This window comes from Granulicella sibirica (assembly GCF_004115155.1).
Taxonomy (GTDB): domain Bacteria; phylum Acidobacteriota; class Terriglobia; order Terriglobales; family Acidobacteriaceae; genus Edaphobacter; species Edaphobacter sibiricus.
Window position 1 is genome coordinate 1 of record NZ_RDSM01000008.1, and the last position, 22234, is coordinate 22234.

Sequence of the window (22234 nt, forward strand, 5' to 3'; positions counted from 1 at the left end):
GTGCCACCGGCTGCCGTATAGCAGAAGCCATCCTTTACATAGATGCGATCAGAAAGGACTTGAACCTCAGGATACCTTGTCGCCATGTGCTCCAGGTACGTCCAATGAGTTGTCGCTTGCTTCTGTCGAAGTAGTCCGGCTTCCGCTAGGAGCAGGCTACCCGAACCTACACCGGCGACTCGTCGGGCTGCGGCGCAATGCAGCCGTGCCCACTCCGCTAACTCCTTCATCCTATGTTCAGGAAAAGCCATGGGCCCTGAATGTCCCCCGGCAAAAAGAATAGTGTCGGCACTCGGAACAAGCTCAGGCAACTCGAATTCATCCACGAATTGTTCGTAAGTTCTGGGTGCAATTCCTCGAGGCTCCAGAGAAATGATCCGCACATCGTAAAGTAGCTCGGACAGATCCGCATTTACAACTTCGAACACCTCAGCAGGACCGAACACATTGATTGGGCTGCTTGATGGTAGCGCCAGAAGAATCACGCGTATAGGTTTTCGTTTGAGCCCAGCGGGATCCGGACTTTGCGGCGACTTTGCTCGTGTCCTTGGCCCGTCATAGGAACTCCTTCTGCCTGTGATCATCAAGTCCATCCGAGTCGATATCCATTGCTGGTAGCAGGAGGAGCTTCAGTACGGACCCTTTCGTTCGATTGAATTCTGTACTTCCCTGGAGGAATGCCAAAGGTCTTTGTGAATGGGCGTCGGAAAGCTTCGACGCTGCCAAAGCCGCTAGCCTTTGCAACTTCAAACAGGCTCAGGCTCGGGCTCGCAAGATGTTGACACGCAGCCTCGAGTCGCAGCTCAGTCACGTGGCGTCCAGGAGTCTTGCCAACGGTGCGGGTAAAGTGTCGCACGAAATTCCTCGGGCTCATGGCCACCCGTTTTGCGAGTTCGCTAACGGAGAGGTCGTCGTCGAGATTGTCCGCAATCCAAAACAGAAGATTACTAATCGACCGAGCAGCTGATGTTTGCGCTAAAAGCGTGGTACTCAATTGCGGTTGAGCACCCGACCGGCGCAGGAAGAGTACCATGTGCTTCGCCACCTCCGCGGGCCCAAAAATGTTCATAAGACTGGCTGACGGTAGCGCAAGCAAAGTCACGTTGAGCGGCATCATACCTCCTGGGTTGCGTCTAGCGGTTCAGCAAGGTTTCGACTGTAAGACTATCGACGCAGCCCTCTCCAACGCGCCCCCTTACTGGCGAGGGGATTTAACTGCATGCGTGACGAGTCGAATCACGGACGTTTGAATGTTGAAGTTGTCCCCTTGCATAACAGAATGGCAGCGGCTGCGTAAAACGAAACGCCTCACGAACCGATCATGACAGTTTGAACCGCCCGAAGATATTGCCTGATGAGGGGGGACGGCCCCCCCCCAATCCGGGGGGGGGTATGTGCAACCCGCGGCACTCTAAAGGTCGAGGAAGCCTCGTTGCAGCGCGATCGTCACGGCGTGAGTACGGTCGTTCGCCTTCAGCTTGGCCAAGATACTCGTCATGTGTGCTTTGACGGTGTCCGCGCCGATGTTGAGATGGTCCGCGACCAGCTTGTTGGAGTAGCCGAGGGCAACTAGGTGCAAGACCTCCAGTTCACGCGGAGTAAGCTGTACGCCGCCGGTGTGCTGAGCGAGTTCCAGCGCCACCTCTGCCTGCACGCACACTCCGCCGGCAAACACCGTGCGAATCGCCTCACGCAATTCTCGCCGTGCCGAGGCCTTCAACAAGTAACCCACCGCTCCTGCCTTCAACGCCCGCCGGGCTTGCACATCGCCGGAGTACGTCGTTAGCACAATCACCCGCGCGATGCCGTCTTGCCGACGCAGTTCCTCAATCACCTGGATGCCATCCATGTCCGGCAGCCGCAGGTCGAGTAGGACCACATCCGGGCGAAGCTTTTCGTAGGAGGCAAGCGTCTCATGGCCACTCTCCGCCTCCCCAACAACGTCCATATCCGGCTGGCCGACGATCATGGAACGCACACCCTCTCGCACTACGGGATGATCATCCACAAGCAGAACGCGAATCTTCGCCGGGCCAGAAGACACTGTGCAACTCCTTTGCAGAGACAGTTTACGCGTGCCCGGACAGGTACAGGCGCGCACACAATCACGGCGATCGCCCGGGTCCAGAAAACAAAAGCCGGGCTAGTTGGTGGCCGCCGTGATCCATGTCGCCAGAGACGTGTTCGCCGTGGCCGAGACGGTCGTGTTGAGGGGTATGGCGAAGGTCAGCCGCATCGCATACGGCTGGCGTACGGCCGGATTGAACATGCCACCACTCGCTGTCACGGAGGGATCATACCCCGCGAAGTACAGGTACCAGGTGCCCGCCGGATACTGCACCAGCGAAGGCACTCCCGGTGCCTGGACCATAGCGTTCACATAGTTGGGCCACCCAGGTTGGGAGGATTGAAGCAGATACACCACCTCAGCCTGTGCCGCTGGATTGCACGGGACATTGCCGGTGTCCTGCTGCAGGATCTTCTTGTACGGCCCAAGCAGCGTGTCAGCCCAGGCAATTCCCACCTTGTAGCAGGGCGTCTCAAAAGGTCCGGTGGGGTACGCCATTGTGTATTTTCCGGAAAACGCCGATATGTTTCCTGTCTCAATCAGCTTGAACTGGCTGCTTGAGCTCGCACAGGCAAACAACTCGGAGTTGAAGCTCTTATCGCCTGAGGAATCTGTGTTCTCGGGCACCAGCAAGTGGACCGGTGCGCTGTTGTTCAGTTGCGTCGCCGAGTTCATCAACTTCGCCACAATTCCGTCCTGCGCAGTGCTCACCCCTGCCAGCCGTATGCTAGTCGGCACGGGCAAGATTGCCGGGTGCCACCTAAGATGCGATCTGGTAAAACGCATGCGGAACCATGGCTAGTCGTCACGCAGCAGCACGTTGCTCCGTGACGTCACAACGCCCGTTCGCTGCCTGGGGCGGCGGCGCGCCGGATAGCACATAGTATTCCGCCATGGACAGTACACTTGCTACCCACTTTAAAATAGGAGCGCCACCTTCCATCCTCTCAGACCACTATCAATCAATTTGATGGCAAACTACGCCTCCAGGGTGGCGCAAATGCAGACAATTGTGCGCTACATCCTGCCACCCCGCAGTTTGGGCCGCCAATGGTCGTATCCGCCTTACAATAACCTCAGCAGGTTGCCCTTGGGGTGACGGCTTTCGCTGCCAGCTCTCTCACGGAACGCGATGAACATCTTTTACCGACGCATTGTCCTTCTGCTTTCGGTGTTTCTCTGCTTCAGGTCCGTTGCCGTTGCGCAGATGCAACCGCTCGGCCAGATGCAGCACGACACCTGGGCTGGCCACGATGGGGCTCCCCTTGGCGTCCGCGCTCTCGCTCTAGGGCACGACGGGCTGCTCTATCTCGCGACCTTCCAGGGCCTGTTCCACTTCGACGGATCATCCTTCGAGCACGTCACCGTTCCAGGTGTCGTCCTCGGCTCTTCACTCCTAGATCTACTGTCCACCCAGCAGGGTGATATGCTTCTCATCTTCGCGCACGGCGCTCCGATTCTTCTTCATCGGCGGCAGGGCGAATACTTGGGTCGAGTCGAAGGCGCGGATCTGGATTCAATTAAGTATCCGCAACAGTCGCCTGACGGCACTATCTGGGCTGTTCTCAACGAGCGATTGCTGGTCTTTCTCGGACCGGACCTCGTCTGGCACGTGGTAGCCGACCCCGGCAACGGCCGCGCACACGTCACGCAACTCTTCGCGGATACGAGTGGCGTTCTTTGGACGGTCGAAGATGATCGCGTCTACCGCCGCACGCCGGACGCTGCCTACCAGGCGCTGGACGTCTTCGTTTACGGTCCGTGCAAATTCACCGGCGGTGCCGACGGAAGTCTCTGGATCGCAAGCTCCGGACCCGCGCCCAAAGATACCGCCGCCCAGCACCTTCTGCACCTGGATGCGTCCGGTCATGTTCTCCCGACCCCTTCCGTCCGAGAGCCGCTTTCGGCACCCTTGGTAACCCGGGATGGTTCGCTTTGGCTTCTCACATCAGGCTTTGAGCTCATGCATCTGCCCACCCCAGCCTTCCAGTCATTTCCGGAGCGTCCTGAGGAGATGGTCCCTTTGCGTACGGCCGTCGGTCTCTACACTGCGAACGCGTTGCTGCAATCGAGCGACGGGTCCATCTGGGTTGGCGGCATGGGGGGCCTGGAGCGCTTTAAAACCTCCACGCTCATCCCGCTGTTTCCCCACGCAACGCCGGGCAGTTGGGAGTTTTGCCCCGGAAAAAACGGCGGTCAGTGGATCATCGACGCGCACAGCAACCTCTTGCTGCGGCATAGCGATGGCCTGATCGAAAAGAAGGAAACACAGGTTGAGGATCTGGACTGTTCACCCTTCGGAAATCAGCTTCGCAAGTCCACCGGACTAGCCATGCTGGAGAACGATCACGTCACCATGCTCCCCCCTCCCTTCCCCGACAAGCCGGGCCTGGGCAATCACTACATCTTTACCGGCTCCGGCCGCACCGCGGATGGGTCCGTGCTGGCCGTCGTCGCCGGCGCGGCCCTCGGGCGCTACCTGCTCCGATACCAGCATTACCGATGGCAGCAGCTCAATCCCGGCTGGCAGGGTGCAGAGCTTAGCGGCATATACACCGCGCGCAGCGGCGAAACCTATTTCGGCGATCGCGCCGGCGCTGTTGGCGTCCTTGACCCGGGCGCGGCTCGGGTCCGCTCCCTGGGCTCCGTAGGCTCGAACGCTATCCTCGGCTTCACGGAAACAAGACTTGGGCTACTCGCGTATGGGGTCAGCAACATCGCTGTCCGGACAAACGGGTCCTTCCATCAGCTGCGCTTTGCCGACCCAAACGACGCAACCATGGTCACTGGCCTGGTGGAAGCAGACGATGGCGATCTTTGGCTGAACTGCATCAAGGGCGTGGTGCGCATTCGTGCAGAAGAGTTCCAACAGGCGCTCAGCGATCCCACCCATCGGCTGCTTACGAACAATATCGCAGAAGGCGACTACACCGGCCCTACCCAGATGAACCTCTTCAGCGAGACCGTTCACAAGGACGCGAATGGACGCATCTGGTTCGACACACCCAATGGCATTGTGTCGCTTGTCTCACAAGACATTCGGCCCTTTGAACTGCCTACCGTCACGATCAAAGACGCTCTTGTTGACGGCTCTCCCTTTCCGCAGAACCGCTCCCTGGCACCCGGCGTCAACGTCTTCAGCGTCCACTACGTCGGCGTAGACTTTTCCGATCCTTCCGGCCTCTCCTACGCCTACCGCTTGGACGGCTACGACAACGACTGGCAATTGGTAGGTCAAAGAACTGAGGCCGTCTACACGCACCTCCGCGCTGGCCGCTACACCTTCTCCCTCAAGGCCCGCAATGCTTTCGGAAACTGGACACGGCCAGTCTCTTTCGATACGTTCACTGTTCAGCCCCACTACTATGAACGGGGCTGGTTCATCGCCCTGGTCACGCTGCTTCTTATTGCTCTCTTTACCCTCGCAATCCGCCAACGTCTGCGCCTGGCGGCTGACAGGATCCGCAGAAACGCGGAAGAGCGCGCCGACGAGCGCATCACCATCGCACGCGACCTCCACGACACTCTCCTGCAGGGCATACAGGGCTTGCTCTTTTCCTTTCACGTTGCCATTGAAGGTGTTCCTGACCGCCATCCATCCCGTCCGGCCCTGGAACGCGCCCTGACCAGCGCGGAAAAGCTGATCGTGGAGGGCCGCGACCGCGTAAAGGGTCTCCGTGGCCAGGCCATCACCGGCGATGAGCTCAGCCGTCTCTTAACAAACGTTGCAGAAGACCTGGGCTGCGGCCGGCTGCTGCATCTGGATGTCATCGGCGACCCGATGAGCAATAACAATCTCCGAGACTCCGTAGCTGCCGAGCTCTTTCTTATTGCGCGTGAGGCAATCGTCAACGCCGTCCGGCACGCGCAAGCCTCACGCATCACCGTTCGGCTCCGTTTTGCATTCTCCGACTTCACCCTGGACTGTGAAGATGATGGCGTCGGCTTCACGCCCCCCGCGGCATTTTCTAAAAACCAGACCCGCTGGGGGCTGCCCGGCATGCAGGAGCGTGTCGCCAAACTACCCGGCACCCTAGAGGTGCGCACCGCACCAGGCGAGGGTACGCTGGTGCGGGTCACCCTCAAAGCACGCGACGCCTACCGGTAAACGGCTCTGTTGCAAATGTATGGTCCGCCGTCTGACTGCAAGGGAAAAGCTGAGGGATGAGAAAGTCTGCGTCAATGTATCCGGCCTTCTGGTGGAGAATATCTCCCGGCCATGATGAGATACGCCGCGTCCCTGTCCTGATAAGTTTCTCGGCCTTGGAAGGCCATTTGCAACATCAGGTTTCAGGTCCGCCGTTTGACTGTTCTTTCATCCTGACTCTTCCTGCGCAGCCTTCGGGGGTGAGCTTTAGGTACGTCGCTACTGAATAGCGGAGAAGCGAGCAAGCTTGCGAGCGCCTTTTGATGCCTGATTAGGTAGCCATCGGTACTGGGAATGCTCGATAATCATTGCCACTCGACAACTCTGGAGCAAATGATGGGTGAGCGTGGCGTGCCCGTTGATCACTCCACGATCTATCGTTGGGTTCAGAGGTACGCGCCGGAGATCGAAAAGCGGCTGCGCTGGCAGTGGCGCCGCCCGCAAACGACGAGTTGGCGGGTTGACGAAACCTATATCAAGGTTCGTGGTCAGTGGACGTATCTGTACCGAGTTGTCGACAAGCATGGAAACACAATCGATTTCCATCTCTCACCGACACGCAACGCCAAAGCGGCGAATCGCTTCCTTGGCAAGGCGCTGAACGGTTTGAAGGATGGGGGGAGGCCGGGGGTCATCAACACGGACAAAGCGCCGACCTACAGTATCGCGATCTCATAACTTAACGCCGTGAGCAAATGTCCTGAGAAAACGGTGCATCGACAAGCAACGTTTGTGAACAATGTCGTCGAAGCCGATCATGGCAAGCTGAAGCAACTGATCCGTTCAGTGAGGGGCTTCAGAACGCTGAAGACAGCTTACGCGACGATCCGACGGTTTGAGGTGATGCGTGCATTACACAAGGGTCAAGCGGCGATCTTCAACCTCACACAAGACGTCCGCAGCGAGGCGCGCACGTAGAACGGGCCTTCGGGATCGGTGCCAGTGCGCTCGCCGAGGCAGTCGCTCTCATCGGTGAAGGCCTCAAACTACAGACTGCTTGAAATTCAGGGCAGGCAACGTCTCGGACGCCCTTCATCCAACCCTAAAGGTTCAACAGAGCCCGACGGCGGCTACTTGATCGAAAAGAAGCTGCGCTACACTAACACTCCACGGTACAAAGATCGGGCAGACCAAGAGTGCATTTTCGTGGAATACCTAAAGGTATACATGTCCATGCGGATCGACATGCATCTTGGCGTTACTTCTTGAACGAGCCGTTATTTTGCACCAAACGGTGATCTCCACCACCTATTGCGGGCCCAATGTGACAATTTAAGAGCTTGACCGCGTCCCTACCGTCAATCCGACGAGGAAAACATGAACCCCCGTGTGCGCAAAATTCTCCTCCGGTCGCATTGTCTCGCTCAATCGTCACCGAAAGAGTCTTCCCACTTTGCCAATGGTTTCCCAGATCGTCTTTTAGCGGCTGCAGAATGTGAACCTGACATTCTGGCTGCACGTTGACGACCGTCAAATTGGATACCAAGAATGCTCCGAGTATGAGGAGCTGAAACATATGATCATTCTCCACATTCTGTTTCAGCGGTCTGGTTGGGCGGGTTAGTATGCGTCACATGGCGCGACATATGCCGCTCTTGGCGACAACGATACCCCTTCTCGCATGCCTCATTCATATAGCTACTGACCGATGTTGACGAACGGCCACACTCCTCGCCGCGCGTGTTCGATCTCGGGAAACAGTGGCCAATCGTCAAAACAATGTTTATAGCGGACAGATTAGAACCGTAATCCTGCGGTGTCCCTGAAGCTAGCGCCGACGCCCCAGCCGTACCTGGTGCGATCCCCTCCAGTGTTCCTGATGGAATCGTATACGGCGAAGGTGACTATATTCCTACCAGGTTTAAGAACGAGCTGTACGGTGCCGTTTTCTAAGCTGTAGCGCCCGTCTGGTGGTTGCCGCTCTGCCTCCGGGTAATAGAAGTTCTTTTTTGTCGTCAAGAACGAGCCATTGACGAAGATCCATGCCTGCCCGATCCATCCAAGCGACATAGTCTTGGTCTGACTCTTTTCGGACCAAACAGAGAAGCGGAGCCATGTCAGCTCTGGGGAAACCTCTTGCGCAGAATAGAGACGATTGAGATTTACAAACCCGAACCTCTCCGAACTGACCGGTTTCCACGCCTGCGAGGGAACATCCGAGAAAGCTGGAGGTTTGCCCAGATGGAAAGGAGTAGAAGAGCCAAGTTCCCAGTGATGAACAATGCTTCGGTCGTTATCGGAACGATCTGGCGCGACCGATGAAAGGAGCCCGTCAACCTGGCCAGCGCGAATTGTTAGGTTTGCGAACTGTGCCGGTCCCACAAGACCGATAGTTCCGTGAGAAGAACTACTCTCCAGCTTTCCTACCTTCAATACAGGTTCCGGAAAGTGATTGACATAAAGATTCATTCGTCGGCCCGAAATTACGAGCTTGAAATGGTTCCAGCCGTCATAGACCGGGGCTTGAGTCTGATACTCCGGGAAGACATTCCAGAGCATGAAGCCATTAATGATGGGAGCGTACTGCACGCAGTCGTCTGAAGCTCTGCAGTCAACCGACGGGCGTAGGTAAAACTCTTCGGAGTTCTCCGCTCCCCGTTCGCCTTGCATACGGAAACGAATACCGGGAAGGCCATCTCCGGTCACCTTCATATCAAAATCGATTGTGCCGCTCGCAAAATCGAAGTTTTGGAGTTGGATAGATCCCTCCGATAATTGCACCAGACCTTGCGGAAAGCCTTCTCGAACCTCGAACGAGGGACTAGACGGCTTAGTACTGGCAAACTCGGCGTGAGATATCCAACTCCCCGGGTTTAGCGGAACATCGACGCGCTGCGCCAAAGCGAAACAGGCCGAGGTCAACGTGACCACACTGGCGGCGTGTCTAATGAACTTCAACGGTGCAAACATAGTGTCTACGGGTGACTCCTGCTCCAAGGGTATAAGAGACGCCAGGTCAGTGAATGCAAATGGCCCGCGGAATGAAGACATTTCCGTGATAGATTCGGACAATTTTCCCTAGTCACCTGTCGGAGCTGGGACATCCTTGATGAACTGTATTCTTGAATGCATCTGCGCGACGACCACGTCTAGGAAAGCATCGTAGACTCAAGCAATTAGGTCCCACGAATTACTCAACCGCATGATTGCGGACCGCACTCGACATCGCATGGCTCATTCCACCATCCTGAGCATCGACATCCATCATCTTTCCCTCAAATTGAACACCACAAGTGACGTCGATGAAAATATTCCGAGCTTCACACGGATAATGTCGAAGACGTTAGGCGCGTCCTCCCTCATCTTGCTTCTGGCCGTCGTGCCATCCGTGATTTCCGAACCCCATAGGAGATGTAGATCAGCAAGCCGATAGCGGACCACACCGGCAAGACTAACTTTGCCTCCGTCGACAAAAAGAGGAACAGCAGGACGCACCCCGCAGCCGATAGTGGTGCGATGATCCACACCACAGCGACCCGGAATGGGCGCACACGTTGTGGATCGGTCCTTCTGAGCCGCAACACTGCCAGGGAAACCATGAAGAAGGCAAAGAGAGTGCCTGAGTTCGCGATTGCCGCCAATCGTCCGACAGGCAGGAAGGCGGCCGCAACTGTGACCGCCGTACCTGTGCCAAGTGTCATGATGTGCGGCGTCTGCCAACGCGGATGCACGCGCGACAATGCGCGAGGCAGTAGGCCATCGCGCGACATCACAAAGAACACCCGCGTCTGTCCGTAGATCATCATTAGGATGACGGAGGGAAGGGCCAGAAATGCAACGAGCCCCAACAGGTTGGCAAACAAGGGATAACCGATTTGCCGAAGCACAAAAGCCAAAGCTTCTTGCGAGCAGACAAGCGGACCGCTCGTGCCGGAAGCTGTAATCGACTCACACGCTTTTCCGAGTCCAAGCGAGCCCGGAGACAAATATTCACCATGTGGTCCGAAGAGAGGTTGAGATCCGTAAGCCCCAGTTACACCGATCGCAACGAGCACATAGATTATTGTGACCACCGAAAGTGCACCAAATAGACCCAACGGGATATTTCTTTGCGGCTCCCTGGTCTCTTCAGCGGCAGTGGCGACGGCATCAAACCCGACAAATGTGAAGAAGATAGATGCGGAAGCGCTCGCAATGCCCGATACACCCAATGGAGCAAACGGGTGGAAGTTTGAAGCGTGGAGCAACGGGAGTGATAAGGCGATAAAGATTGCCAAGACCACAACCTTAACGGCCACAAAGAGTGCATTGACTCGCGCGCTTTCCTTCGTGCCGCGCACAAGCAGCAAAGTCACAAGAATCGAGATGATTACGGCAGGCAGATTAATTACGCCGCCCGCATAGGGCCCATTTGCGAGTGAGGGCGGAACGACTATGTGAAACACTGAGCTCTTAAGTAAACCAACAAAATATCCCGACCAACCCACGGCGACCGCACTGCCCGTGATCGCATATTCGAGCACAAGCGCCCACCCTACGGCCCATGCCCAGAACTCTCCAAAACTAACGTAGGCGTAAGCATAAGCTGCTCCGGAGACCGGAGCCATTGCAGACATCTCGGCATAGCAGAGAGTCGCGATACCACAAACAAACGCAGCAAGGATGAACGACACTAACATGCCCGGGCCAGCTTGCTGGGCAGCTTCGGCAGTAAGCACGAAAATGCCAGTGCCGATCGTAGAGCCGATTCCAAGAAGGGTGAGTTGTAGCGGTCCTAGAGATCGACGCAGGCTTTTGCGTTCGTCGACTTCACTGACCGCATCTAAAGATTTGACTCTCCACACAATTATTTCTCTTCTTCCTGACTTCCGTGGACCGCTGTTGCTTAGCCGACCTTCGTAGTCGATTTCACCCAATGTATCTGGAGGGCAGCCTGGAGTCGTCGGGGAAAGTGTGCCTCTCCTTCCCCCCATAGAGGTAGTCCGGTGCACCCTATCAGGGAGGCGATATCTCCCGAGATCTAGTGAATCGTTGGAATTGTGCGGCGCGTGCGTTCGATCTTCTGGCAGAAAACCTTCGAAAAAGCACGAAACGAAAAGCCCCTAGCCGTAGCAGATTGGCACTCTATTTGTTGCATATTGAAACCGACGCTGTTCCCCAACACTGTGTTACTCCATCTGAAAATGATGTCTTCCGATGCTTCGATACTTGGTTAGCAGTAACTTAACGTTTGATGTGCGAGGTTTGCGATACCAAGCGCTCTGATCGGTCAAATGCCCTACGAATCCCGCCAGAGGTGCCTAAATAGTCTTCAATCGTGCAACTCGCGATGTAAAACACTCCACGCGCGATCCTCCGCCAAGCATGGTTTCTTACGAAACGAATCCAAGAGCTGCCTGCCGCCAACAGCGATACTGCTGAGTACTCTCTTCTGAAGTCTAAGGAGCGTCAGTCTGAACTTTCGGTGTTCATGGCGTCCCTTATGGACGCTAGGAAAGCGTATTAGCGATAAGCTCAGTCGCGACAGCAACAGAATCGGAGCTAGCAATCTCTTCGGCGAACCTCCTTGCGTTCTTGCGATACGAATCATCGCCTAGAACGCTCTGCATGGCGCCGCGGAGGCGTTCGGACGTAAGTTGATCAAGAGGCACCATCGTGCCGGTCTTCGTCCAGACGACGCGGGCGGCGTTGCCAGGTTGTTCGCTGGCAATCGGAATCGTGACCATCGGAATGCCACGACTGAGGCAGTCAATCACCGTGTTGATTCCTGCATGCGTGACGCAGAGAGCAGCACGGTCTAGGAGTTCTTCCTGCGGAGCGTAGTCGACAACGAGCACATTGGCCGGAACGTGAGTGTGCGAGGAGTTCCGCTGGGCACCGCCGAGCGTCAGAACAATCTGTGCGTCAAGCCCCTCTGCGGCCTCTAGGATTGCCTGGAAGATCTGTGAGATTCCGTTCTGTAAAGTACCAAGTGACGCATAGATCAAAGGCTGTGGGGTGAGCCGGTCCCAAGGAAACGATATGCGTTGACGGGCGCGCTCGTGGCGCAGCGGCCCGACATAATGCAGATTCAAGGGAGACCGCTTACGAGGGAAATCGAAGCCCGCCGGGATCTGCGCGAGTTGAAGCAAAGGGGACTGAGCATCTTGCAAGAAGTCGTTGTGCGGCGCTAGATTCCACGTAACACGTTGCTTGTTCGTCAGATCCAATAATGGCTGAAAGATCTTCCGCGTCCCATCCCAGCCGAGCCGATTGCGTTCGCGTGCTGCATCAGAGGAGTCGTATACCCATGGGAGACTTGGAGGCGGCACGCCGTCTTCTTCGTTGATGAGCAACGCATTTGCTACCGTGATAAAGCGTAAACCCAAATGTTCAGCGACTGTTGATCCGCCCGGAAATAGCTGATCGATGATCAATGCATCCACGGCCTCGTTCTTAATAAGGCTTGGAAGCTCGTTGAAGGCCGTTAGCTCGAGTAACGCCATTCTTTGTCCAAAGTACTTTAGGCTCGCCTCGCCAGAAAGCGTTGCTGTCATGCGCGCGACGTCAGCGAGATAGCCAAGGCCCATTACACCTTCTCCGAATGGGACGAACCGAGCACCTGCTCTTTCGATTGCCGGGGCATTATCTAAGATGTTGAAATCGACAACTTCTACGCCCCTCTCCACGAGCCCCGCGGCGAGAGCAAGTGAAGGGTTGAGGTGTCCGGCAGCGTAGAGGTGTAATAGACCAAGTTTCATGCGGTTTTCTCGATTCTTTTTGAAGATTTAGATGGGCTGCGGAAATGGGCGGTGATCGGAAGCTTTTTTGCCTTGGGCTCCGTTCTTCGCCAAAAGAGCGAAGCTATCCACCGCCCGGCCTTCGTACGCCGTAATACGGGAGGACTTGAGTAGCTTCATTTGGTTGAGAAACTTCAGGTTGGTTTTGGGTTTGCCGGCAATTTTGGACGGCAATTTTTGGACATGAGTGAGTTGCGCGGCGGGATCCTGGAGATCCTCTGGCCAAGTGAGGCCGATCCAAGCGGTTCCATGTCCACCAGCAACAATTGTTCGCCGCCTTCCAGGGTTCCGTTCTTAAACACTGAGTAGAGAAGGACTGTGGGGCCCTCTCTGCGGACGGCCAAGGTGAGACCTGGCGTGGGCTTTGCTCGAACGATTGGCATGGGACTGTCTTTGGTTCGCCCTTGTACGATTTCACCGAGTTCGGGGATCTCCCAGGGATCGGGACATCAGGGCCATCGCCAGGGCCTAGATGAAAGCGATAGAGTTGGGGAACGCCGGCCTCGGCAGCGATCGGGCTACCACGCTTCACCTCGAGCACCCATGAGCCGTTCCAGGGATATGGATTGCTCGGTGCGCGAGGTGGCACTGTGCTGTCGCCTGGAAAAGACAGAGCCCGGCTAAGGCTAGAGTGGATACCATTGAGAGTTTTCGTTTCCGATTCATTATGGTCGACCTCTTAGGCTTGTACTGCTTTGAGTGCCTGGTGCCGGCCGGCGGAGTCGTTCCATTGGCCTTTTCCTTCAGTCGCCGGTATGTACTGCGTGAGCGAAACAGCGTGCCAGTGACTGGGGAACATTAGGGCCCAAGGTTTGTGTCCATCTCGCCGCATCGTCCTCGCTGTCCGGGCCCAGTGCTCCTCCCCACACATCACGCAATACTTCCTTGCTACCCGTGGCGCGAAAGAAGAAGACACCCCGTTCGCCGTCATGGGGAACGGCAAAGATGGCAGTCCAGTTACCGGCGTGCATATAACGCTGAATTCGAACTTCAGAGGGGGAGTGCTGTCCTGGAATGTTTGACGCGACGAGTGAAGCATACCGTCCCTGTCGCTCGGGCGTAAGCTGCTGATCGATCCCGCTGCAGACACCAGCAGAACTCGGAGATGGAAGCGTCAAGAGCAAGGTGAGAACTACGCGAAAAGAATCCATGGACTACTGCCTCCTTTGCAAGACTGCCGGTATTCGCTCTGAGGCATGCCGTGCCCGAAAATAAGTTAGGTTCAGTTTCTTGGTAGATCTGAGGAATTCTCCGATCCGCTAGCACCATTTCGACTCCAGGGATGTTGTCAGACGCTGATCCACATTTCGTGGTGAATTGATTGTGACCTCCACCAAAAGCTGGGCCTTCATGCCAATACCCGTGTTATTGCGGTTACCGGAGGCAGACTATGCACGTTTGCCGCCTCCGAAACTTTGATCGCTTGATCGCCTCCGCCAAGTATGCTTTCATATCCGGATACCGCGCCTGCGACATGGTTCATGCGTGAAAGCCAAGACAAGCTGCCTCCTGTGGCGAGACCAGACCAGTCAAGTCCGCCGCTTCTGACGGACACTGTGACGCCAATAGGAACTGCAACCACTGCTGTTTGGCGCATCGCTCGCTTCTCCACTCAGCAGGACGGAACAGGGACAGACTCGTCAGACCCGACATCAACCGCGACTGTTTCTGCTCTCCGAGTACACGCACGAGAACTTTGAGCACATCGGTGATTGATCGTTGCGGCTGCGCTTCATTGATGTTTCCTCCGTTTTATTCGAGACACCGCTTGGAAATAGCCGGCGTGGCTTCAGCCATGGTTATAAAGACGCTTTCCGGGCAAGCGCGAGACGCTCGAATGAGGACAAAGGTGACTCGGATCACGCCATAGTAGCTAAGAGCTTTGAAGATCGGGGCAGATTCAATAAGTCTTCGGCCAGCGAAGATCCTTAGCAGGGTGTCAATTGTCAAAGCGCGTAGGCGGAGCGACCGAACCGAGGTGTCGGCTTCTTTTTGGAAGCTCTTCACTCCATCATGCAGTGTTAGCTTGGCGAAGCGAAGGTCCTACACTAGCACACTTTGCCGCATCCCTTTTCCAAAAGTTCATCTTGGGCAGGAAGCGTTAAATCAGCATGAGGCAGTGATAGGAGCGCAAGGCGATCCCTCCTGGTGCCGCTCCAGAGAGATAGAGAGATCGCTGTCGCCTTTAGTGTTGGGTTGGAATGTAGTCCTGGGTTATCTGCTTGTATTCGAGGAAGTCCTCCAAAGGGGCAACACCGCCGAGTCTGCCGAGACCGCTCGCCTTGAATCTGCCTTCTTCGAATTCCATAGCCAAATTTGCCCAGCTGTCAATCGAGATAAGGCCAGCATCAAGCTGACGAGACACCCGAATCTGTCTTGCTGCATCCTTTGTCCAGATGCATGCACTCAAGCCATACATCGTGTCGTTTGCCAGTAGGATCGCCTCTTCCTCCGTTTCGAAAGTTTGCAATGTCTGAACCGGGCCAAACACCTCGTTTTCAATGATCGACAGCGAAGGATTATGCACCTCCAAAAGAGTCGGATAGTAAAAGGCCCCATCTTTTAGGGCGGGTTCGGACGCAGGCCCTCCTCTTAACAGGACCTTAGCGCCACTTGCAATCGCTTCTTCAACTTCTTTGTTAACTCGCAGAACACTCTGTTTATCGATCAGAGGTCCCATCTCGCTGGTGACATCGGCGGCGGTCCAGGGCGCACGGCTTTGATCCGGCTCGTTAGCTCAGTTTTCGCCCGGTCTGCAATACTCTGATGAACCAGAACACGGCTGCCAGTCATGCAGAATTGACCAAGCGAAAACCGTAGGTGACTTCACGATTACGGGTAGGACCGGCTCAAGGTCAACGTCATCAAAAATCAGGTGAGGAGTCTTGTCTCCTAACTCTAATCCGACGCGCTTTAGCTCTGCGCCCGCAGCTTTGGCGATAATTCTTCTGGTGTTTGCACTTCCCGTAAAGCTGATGGTCCTCACTTGAGGAGAAGAAAAAAGCAATTGTGCTCCATCTGAGCCGGACTCGATGAAGAAATTGACGATGCCCTCGGGGATTTCGTCGACGGTGCTGAGGATATCGCAGAGTACAGCCGACGTTTGGGCCGCTTGGGGAGGCATCTTGATCACGCTTGAGCATCCTGCAGCCATTGCAGGTGCGAGCGCGCGGATGCAGAGATAGCTTGGAGAATTCCACGGAATGATCAGGCCCGCAACACCGACGGCTTGGCGAATTGACATGCATTGCTTTCCCGGCACAGGATCGGAGACTCGGCCGAAGATCTGCGTCGATAAGCCCGCGGCAAACCTTCGAGCTCTCGGGATGGCCATTGCTTCAAACGTAGCTTCCGGACGAAGCTTTCCATTCCCCAAACACAACGAATCAATCACGTCTTTGGTACGCCTCGTGAAAGCGTCAGCGAGTGCATTGAGCGCAGCGGCCCTCTTCACGGGGTGCAACCGCCAACCCGACTCTTTGAACGCCCTTGCCGCCGCGTCTATGGCCGCTTGTGCAGTCTCGGAAGAAGCGTCGAAATAGGATCGATGGCTTTTCCTGTTGCTGGGTTAAAACTATCTTTCTCGTGTCCTGAGTTGGACCACTAACCCGCGATCCAATGCCGAGCTGCATGATTTAGTACCAATGTAAAACCTCCATCTGACTGTTTTATAAGTTCTTGTCTGGACTGCTAATGACTAGCAGCACTTGCGAGCGCAGAAGGAGCGATGCAAAGAACTTCCGACCGCCGGTATTACTTCTTCGGCCCTACGGTCCAGTTGCGCAGAGAATTCACATTCCACTCGCGAAGTTGCGCAAGCTGTTAGTTCTCTTTGCAGCTATATCAATTGAGACCGTTAGAAATTCACCGTGATCTCTCGCGCTGCGCATCTCTCATCCTGGACAATACGATGCCCCCACAAGGCTCTCCGGATCATGTAAAGCGTGCCACCCGCCTATGACTCGTAGTCATTGCCGGTCATGCACGATGGCTCGAGTGTTCTCTGAATTGGCCGCCGCGACAATACCGAAAGGCGGTGCTGGGACGCTCTGTGCGCTGTGTGGCGTGACAATGGAGTATCGGAACCACTTTGGTATTGGTAGCCGTTTGATGGCGGCATTCTCGGCGTTACCGTTGATGCTGAAAGCATAGAGGGACCTTGCTAACGCGTTGTTCAATAAGCTCGACTAATAATGCGTTGCAGATCGAAATGAAATTCGCCACTGAGGCCAAGTTCCTTTTCTAATGTTCGTGCTCGAAAGAATGTCTGTTCTGTCAAGTGGGGAGGGTTGGACCCGACATGTGTTCTAACTTTAGTATGAATTAAGGGCTATAGAAGCACTCGTCTGCACACTACGAGGCTGCAACAATTTTTGCACCTACTTGGCACTTTCTAGGGCTACCATGCTCGATCTGCGGACGGTTGAGAGGAGCTCAGTTGTCATCTCTCTCATGGTTTGGCGAAGCCAGATGCTTCGAGCGTCCCCATTCTGTCGTTTGTGCCAAACCATGATGTAACGGAATGAACCTACTTCTCTTGGCGGCTTGATTAAGCGGACGGCCCTTCGGTCTACAAGTAATTCGCTCATGCTCTTAGGCAGGGTCGCAATGAGTGGAGAGCCCGCAACCATGCGTAGGGCCATACCGAAATAAGGTACGCTAAAGGTACAGTTGCGAGTGACGCCCAGCTTGGCTAATGCAATGTCAAGTAGCGGTTGACGTTCATCGAGAATATCTACCGAGACGTGTTCGCCAGCCAGATATTGCACCAATGAAATCCTTTGCCTGTAGGGACTTTCCTTTGCCACGGCGCAAACAAGTGAGTCGTCAAAAAGAGTCTCTTTGACTAAATGCGATGGGAGCGCTCTAAAGTCCGCATCCAAAACAAGATCACTGCTGTTCGCTCCTAAGTTTTCATATCGGTCTTCCTTATAAGAGGAAAATTCAAAGACAAGCCTCGGAGTCTTGACGTGCCGGCGGGCTAACATTGGACCATACAAGTAGGAAAGGCTATCCGCTGCCGTGATCCTAAATGTGACGCTTTCCTCAGCAGGAATGAAAGCTCGGCCAGAGATAAGCTTTTCAATATGAGGTAAGACAATTGCCAATTCTTCGAGCACGTCTTGCCCGCGTGGAGTGGGCTGGTACATTCCGTTCACGCGGACTAAAAGATCATCTTGAAAGAGTCCCCTAAGCCGTTGGAGGACTCTGCTGAGCGCGGATTGCGTAAGGCGAAGTCTCTTTGCGGCACGGGAGACACTCCTTTCTTCGACGAGAACCACGAAATAAACCAACAGGTTTAGGTCGGCATTCCGGAGTTGGTCCAGACGAATAGCCATATGAAATTATGGGCCACCTGTCCTAGTTTGTCCATGACGCGACGTCATCTAAAGTCTCATGATATGACTAGCCATCATATCCAAAGACAGGGAGGAGTTTTCGTTTCATAGGCGGCGTTTTGCCATCAGGGTCGGTTACGGCAGTACTTTCGTCATACAAAGCGGGTAGGTGGATCTCGCGGAGTGCCGGATCGGCGAGCGATCTGCGTAGCCGACTATGTAGTTTGCACACGGGAGTGAGGATAAGGTTCGCCGAAACTGCCTCGTCGGATGACTTTGGCAGAACGCCGGGACTTAAGGACACAGCGGACGGGAAATCGAGACTCGATCCGCGAAACAGAAGTTACATCTGCAGCGCGCGACGGGTTCTATGGGCGGAGACGACCGCTCCGCTAGAGACTGTCTATTCAGCGCAGGGTAACAAGTGCTCACCGAATCGCTCTGCGAAGCGGCATCGGAGATCCCGCGGCGCTTGCCACGACATACCCACCCTGAATGCTGGCGATCTGCATCGCAGCCAGTTCCGCTGCGTTTTTATCAATATCGAGTTCATTTCAGCTACTGCATCTTCTAGGGAATGCCTCAGGCGGTTCTGAAGCCAGAGAATTGTGCAGTCGATTGTGTGCCGCCTGTCTTGCCAACACCCCAGATGATTCTGGTAAGCGGAGTCTAACTATGCGCGCGTTAGCCGCCCCGCAACTTTGAATGTTTGAATGCCCCGCCGTAGATCTCTCCTTGACCCGATATCCCGCCATACTTGCTGGGAGCGATATTCAAGACTAAGCTGCCTCGTGTGGCGCGGTCAGATCAGTCATCCTCAGAGTCGGACCAGCCGAGACGGCTTCTTCCTCTCCGAGTTGACGCACGAGAACCTTCAGCACGTTGGTAATGCAATCGTTGCGGTTAAGTTTCACTTACATTTCTCCGTGCTAACGGAGGCGCGGCTTGCAAACTGCAGAGGGCGGCCTCACACATAGATATAAGATGCCTTCGCGCAAGCCGCGGGAGCTCCGAATTAGGACAAAAGTGACACGGATCACGCCATGGTAGCAATGATGCGAAAAGCTTTGCCTATACTTTGGGTTCAGGAGAATTTTTTAACGGTTCGAATCGCGATCCAAAATCAAATGGCCTTAGGGATTTAGTTTCTTGCCGACCGAGTAAACATCACGTCCCCCAAAAAGCATTTTCATGGATTGATGGAGAGTAGTGTTATCTTGCCGGCGACAGCTGCTGGCTCTTTGGATTTTCTCAGGGGAGATTGGGGCGGCCATCGACATTGCTAAGGTGCGTACAGGAGAGGGAATTTGCAAATCGGTCAGCGTCCTCACACTCGAAATCTCTGGGGATGGACGAAAGTCGTCATCCTGAATCTTTTGGCGACCGCCGTCTTGACTGAGGTGCTTCCTGCACAGGTGCAGTCGTCGCTGCCGCAGCCGATTCCGTTGCCGAAACCCACCGAAACCCCGAAGGACATGCCTTATCCTGGTGTTGTCGAACTCCATATCGACGCAACGGACGTCCTGCGGCGTGTCTACAGAATTCGGGAACTCATGCCGGTGGTGGGCCACGGTATGCATACCTTCCTCTTCCCAGAGTGGACACCAGGTGATCACGCGCCGAACGAGCCGCTTGAAAAGATGGCCGGATTAATCATCACGGCTAAGGGCAGTCGAGTACACTGGATCCGTGACACCGTTGATGTTCATGCCTTCCACGTCGATGTGCCAGCCGGTGTCACTCAACTCGAAATGCAGTATGAATATCTCGGCTCGACGGGACCTGACACCGGTCCCGTGCTCATCACGCCGACGATGCTCGACCTTCAGTGGCAATCGGTCATCCTATATCCCGCTGGCCATTTTATTCGCGACGTTCGCTACCATCCGTCCGTCACTTTGCCTTCCGGGTGGGCTTATCTGACGTCTCTCGATGGGGGCGTGACCGCTCCGCAGCCGGGCGAGAACACTGTCACATTCCCGACCATTGCTCTTGACGCGCTCATTGATCAACCGGTCATGGCCGGACGATACCTCAAGCAGATCGTTCTTACAGAAACCCCGGCTCCTGTTCGGTTAGACGTTGCAGCGGAAAGTCCGGAGAACCTCTCGGCGCTTTCCGAGGTGGCAAAGCACTTCGTCGCGCTTATGCCGCAGGCCAATAGGCTCTTCGGCTCACACCACTACGACCATTATGACCATATGCTCTTCCTCTCCGATGAGTTAAGCACTTACTTCGAACATCATCGATCCGGAGAGAACTCAGCTCCGGCAAACTTTCTCAAACCGTCGCCGAATTCGACAGCGACTGCGGCGGACCTGTCGTTCATCGTGCACGGCTATGTGCACTCCTGGAATGGTATGTATCGCCGTCCCGCGGAGATGTGGACGCCGAACCTGAACACGCCAGAACGCGACTCGATGCTTTGGGTGTTCGAGGGGCTCACCGATTATTGGGCAGACGTGCTCAGCTTTCGCGCAGGGTTCTACAGTCACGACAATATCGACGAGCAGTTCTCTGGGCTGGCTGCCACAATGACCCTCGACGCGGGTGCGGATTGGCGATCTTTGGAAGATACGAACAACGATGCAGTCATCCTCGCCCGGAGGCCTGCATCATGGCCCAGTTGGCAGCGCAACATGTTCGATCCATACGACTCAGGAGAGATGATCTGGCTCGAAGCCGATGCGATCATTCGCCAGGAGAGCGCCGGCAATAGATCGCTCGATGATTTTGCTCGCAGCTTCTTCGGAGGAGGCAGCGACTCCGGCAACGTGACAAAGACCTACACATTCGATGCAATGTTAGCCTCATTGACTGCCGTACAACCTTATGACTGGCATAGCTTCTTTCGCTCGCATCTTGACGATTACGGGCAGGGTAGGCTGATCCACAGCATCGAGCGCACTGGCTATCAACTTGTTTTCACCGACAAGTCGCCCGGTAGCAGCCCACCTTCCGGACCTCTCGATCTCGCATACTCGCTTGGAATGCGAGTGAGTCCAAGCGGAGCCATTTACGCAGTTCATTGGGGCGGACCGGCCTTCAATGCGAACCTTACAATCGGCGAAACGATTGTCTCAGTTAACGGGAAACCCTATGCTCCTGGAGTGTTGGTCGACGCGATCCGCGCAGCAGAGAGTAGCGGCCCGCTTGACCTAGTAGTGAAACGCGGTAGATGGCAGCACCCCGCCTCCATCATATGGAAGGGTGGCATGCGCTATCCCCATTTGAAGCGCCTGCCCGACAACGCTCCTCTGCTTGACGAGATCCTTGCTCCTATCTCATCGACCGTCGTGCAGTGAGTTTAGAACTATGAAGCATAGACGAGGCTGGCTCCGGGCACATCTCGTCCATCCAGCAAGCTGTGAAGTATGCTAGTAGCGCGGAACTTCAAGCGACGCACTTCTAAACCTCGGAGAATTGTCAATAGTGCAGTTTGTAGATTTTCTGTCTCGCCGAAGCCAATTGAGACGTTGTGACTGCTGATCATGTGAGCGCATGCGAGACGAAGGGGTCGCCGTTTCGAATCACCCCGTGGACGAGACTTGTCTCAAGACGGTCTCAAGGTAAATGGGCTAGCTAAGCAGCGTCGGACCTATAAACCGCGCTCGCTTCGGCCATGCCCATGATGAAGGCCCGAGAGGAACTCGCTAAACTTCTTCGGCATAGAAGAAGCTGGCGACAGATTCGCATGAAAAGCGTTTCATGGGTCCATAAATCACTTCATTTCGAATCTACTTTTTCGTGGGAATCCTGAGATGCGGGCATGAACTTCGCGAACCATTCCGCTGAACGCCGCAGTGAATCGTTACTATCTTTCTTGTTGAAGTTATAGAGGTGGCTCGGTTTGTTTGAACAGATTCCGGTGATTCTTAGGTGGAGGGTCTGTCTTGGTTAGGCTGCCATGGTTTCTGGCAGGCGGTTGAGGTGGACCTGATTGGGTGTCTTTCCTTTCAGG

At 55.2% G+C, this 22234-nt stretch carries 12 protein-coding genes and 3 pseudogenes; 3 read left to right on the top strand and 12 right to left on the bottom strand.

What is annotated here, in order from left to right:
* From GRAN_RS25055 to GRAN_RS25070, 4 genes are all read right to left on the bottom strand, one after another.
* Positions 1-485: DJ-1/PfpI family protein (locus GRAN_RS25055; RefSeq protein ID WP_192898066.1), on the bottom strand; the 485-nt coding region annotated here is incomplete at its 3' end.
* A 98-nt stretch (positions 486-583) separates the two neighbouring features.
* Positions 584-1117 (bottom strand): helix-turn-helix domain-containing protein, encoded by a 534-nt coding sequence (locus GRAN_RS27270; RefSeq protein ID WP_128915802.1) that lies wholly within the window; start codon positions 1115-1117, stop codon positions 584-586.
* Positions 1118-1411: 294 nt separating this feature from the next.
* Positions 1412-2044: a response regulator transcription factor gene (locus GRAN_RS25065; RefSeq protein WP_241655146.1), complete on the bottom strand. Its 633-nt coding sequence runs from the start codon at positions 2042-2044 to the stop codon at positions 1412-1414.
* Positions 2045-2143: 99 nt separating this feature from the next.
* Entirely contained in the window at positions 2144-2812 is a 669-nt protein-coding gene (locus GRAN_RS25070) for a glycoside hydrolase family protein (protein WP_150133279.1), read from the bottom strand.
* A 388-nt stretch (positions 2813-3200) separates the two neighbouring features.
* On the opposite strand from GRAN_RS25070, the gene GRAN_RS25075 reads away from it, so the two are divergent.
* Together GRAN_RS25075 and GRAN_RS25080 are read left to right on the top strand one after the other, a co-directional pair.
* Complete coding sequence (locus GRAN_RS25075; protein ID WP_128915804.1) at positions 3201-6176, top strand: sensor histidine kinase; 2976 nt, start codon at positions 3201-3203, stop codon at positions 6174-6176.
* Positions 6177-6539: 363 nt separating this feature from the next.
* Positions 6540-7216, top strand: a pseudogene (locus tag GRAN_RS25080) (IS6 family transposase); the annotation flags it as partial.
* Positions 7217-7952: 736 nt separating this feature from the next.
* On the opposite strand, the gene GRAN_RS25085 reads toward GRAN_RS25080, so the two are convergent.
* The 8 genes and pseudogenes from GRAN_RS25085 to GRAN_RS25105 form a co-directional block, all read right to left on the bottom strand.
* Positions 7953-9125, bottom strand: coding sequence for a LamG domain-containing protein (locus tag GRAN_RS25085; RefSeq protein ID WP_128915805.1), 1173 nt, complete (start codon positions 9123-9125; stop codon positions 7953-7955).
* Positions 9126-9514: 389 nt separating this feature from the next.
* Positions 9515-10999, bottom strand: a complete 1485-nt coding sequence (locus tag GRAN_RS25090) for an amino acid permease (RefSeq protein WP_206662854.1) — start codon at positions 10997-10999, stop codon at positions 9515-9517.
* A gap of 645 nt (positions 11000-11644) precedes the next feature.
* Positions 11645-12895 carry a glycosyltransferase gene (locus GRAN_RS25095; RefSeq protein ID WP_128915806.1) on the bottom strand — a complete coding sequence of 417 codons (1251 nt, stop codon included), beginning with the start codon at positions 12893-12895 and terminating at the stop codon, positions 11645-11647.
* 27 nt (positions 12896-12922) lie between these two features.
* The gene (locus GRAN_RS26815; protein ID WP_277751257.1) at positions 12923-13054 is read right to left on the bottom strand and encodes a hypothetical protein; all 132 of its coding nucleotides are present in this window, start codon (positions 13052-13054) and stop codon (positions 12923-12925) included.
* A 2065-nt stretch (positions 13055-15119) separates the two neighbouring features.
* Positions 15120-15617: pseudogene (locus tag GRAN_RS26820) on the bottom strand (aldehyde dehydrogenase family protein); the annotation flags it as partial.
* On the bottom strand, positions 15602-15727 hold the full coding sequence (locus GRAN_RS27275) for a hypothetical protein (protein ID WP_206662856.1): 126 nt from the start codon (positions 15725-15727) through the stop codon (positions 15602-15604). The gene GRAN_RS27275 and the pseudogene GRAN_RS26820, both read right to left, overlap by 16 nt.
* A pseudogene (locus tag GRAN_RS26825) lies at positions 15672-16487 on the bottom strand (aldehyde dehydrogenase family protein); the annotation flags it as partial. The pseudogene GRAN_RS26825 and the gene GRAN_RS27275, both read right to left, overlap by 56 nt.
* Before the next feature lie 826 nt (positions 16488-17313).
* The gene (locus GRAN_RS25105) at positions 17314-18273 is read right to left on the bottom strand and encodes a LysR family transcriptional regulator (RefSeq protein WP_114210310.1); all 960 of its coding nucleotides are present in this window, start codon (positions 18271-18273) and stop codon (positions 17314-17316) included.
* Positions 18274-19748: 1475 nt separating this feature from the next.
* On the opposite strand from GRAN_RS25105, the gene GRAN_RS25110 reads away from it, so the two are divergent.
* The gene (locus tag GRAN_RS25110; RefSeq protein WP_277751258.1) at positions 19749-21578 is read left to right on the top strand and encodes a M61 family metallopeptidase; all 1830 of its coding nucleotides are present in this window, start codon (positions 19749-19751) and stop codon (positions 21576-21578) included.
* Positions 21579-22234: the final 656 nt, after the last annotated feature.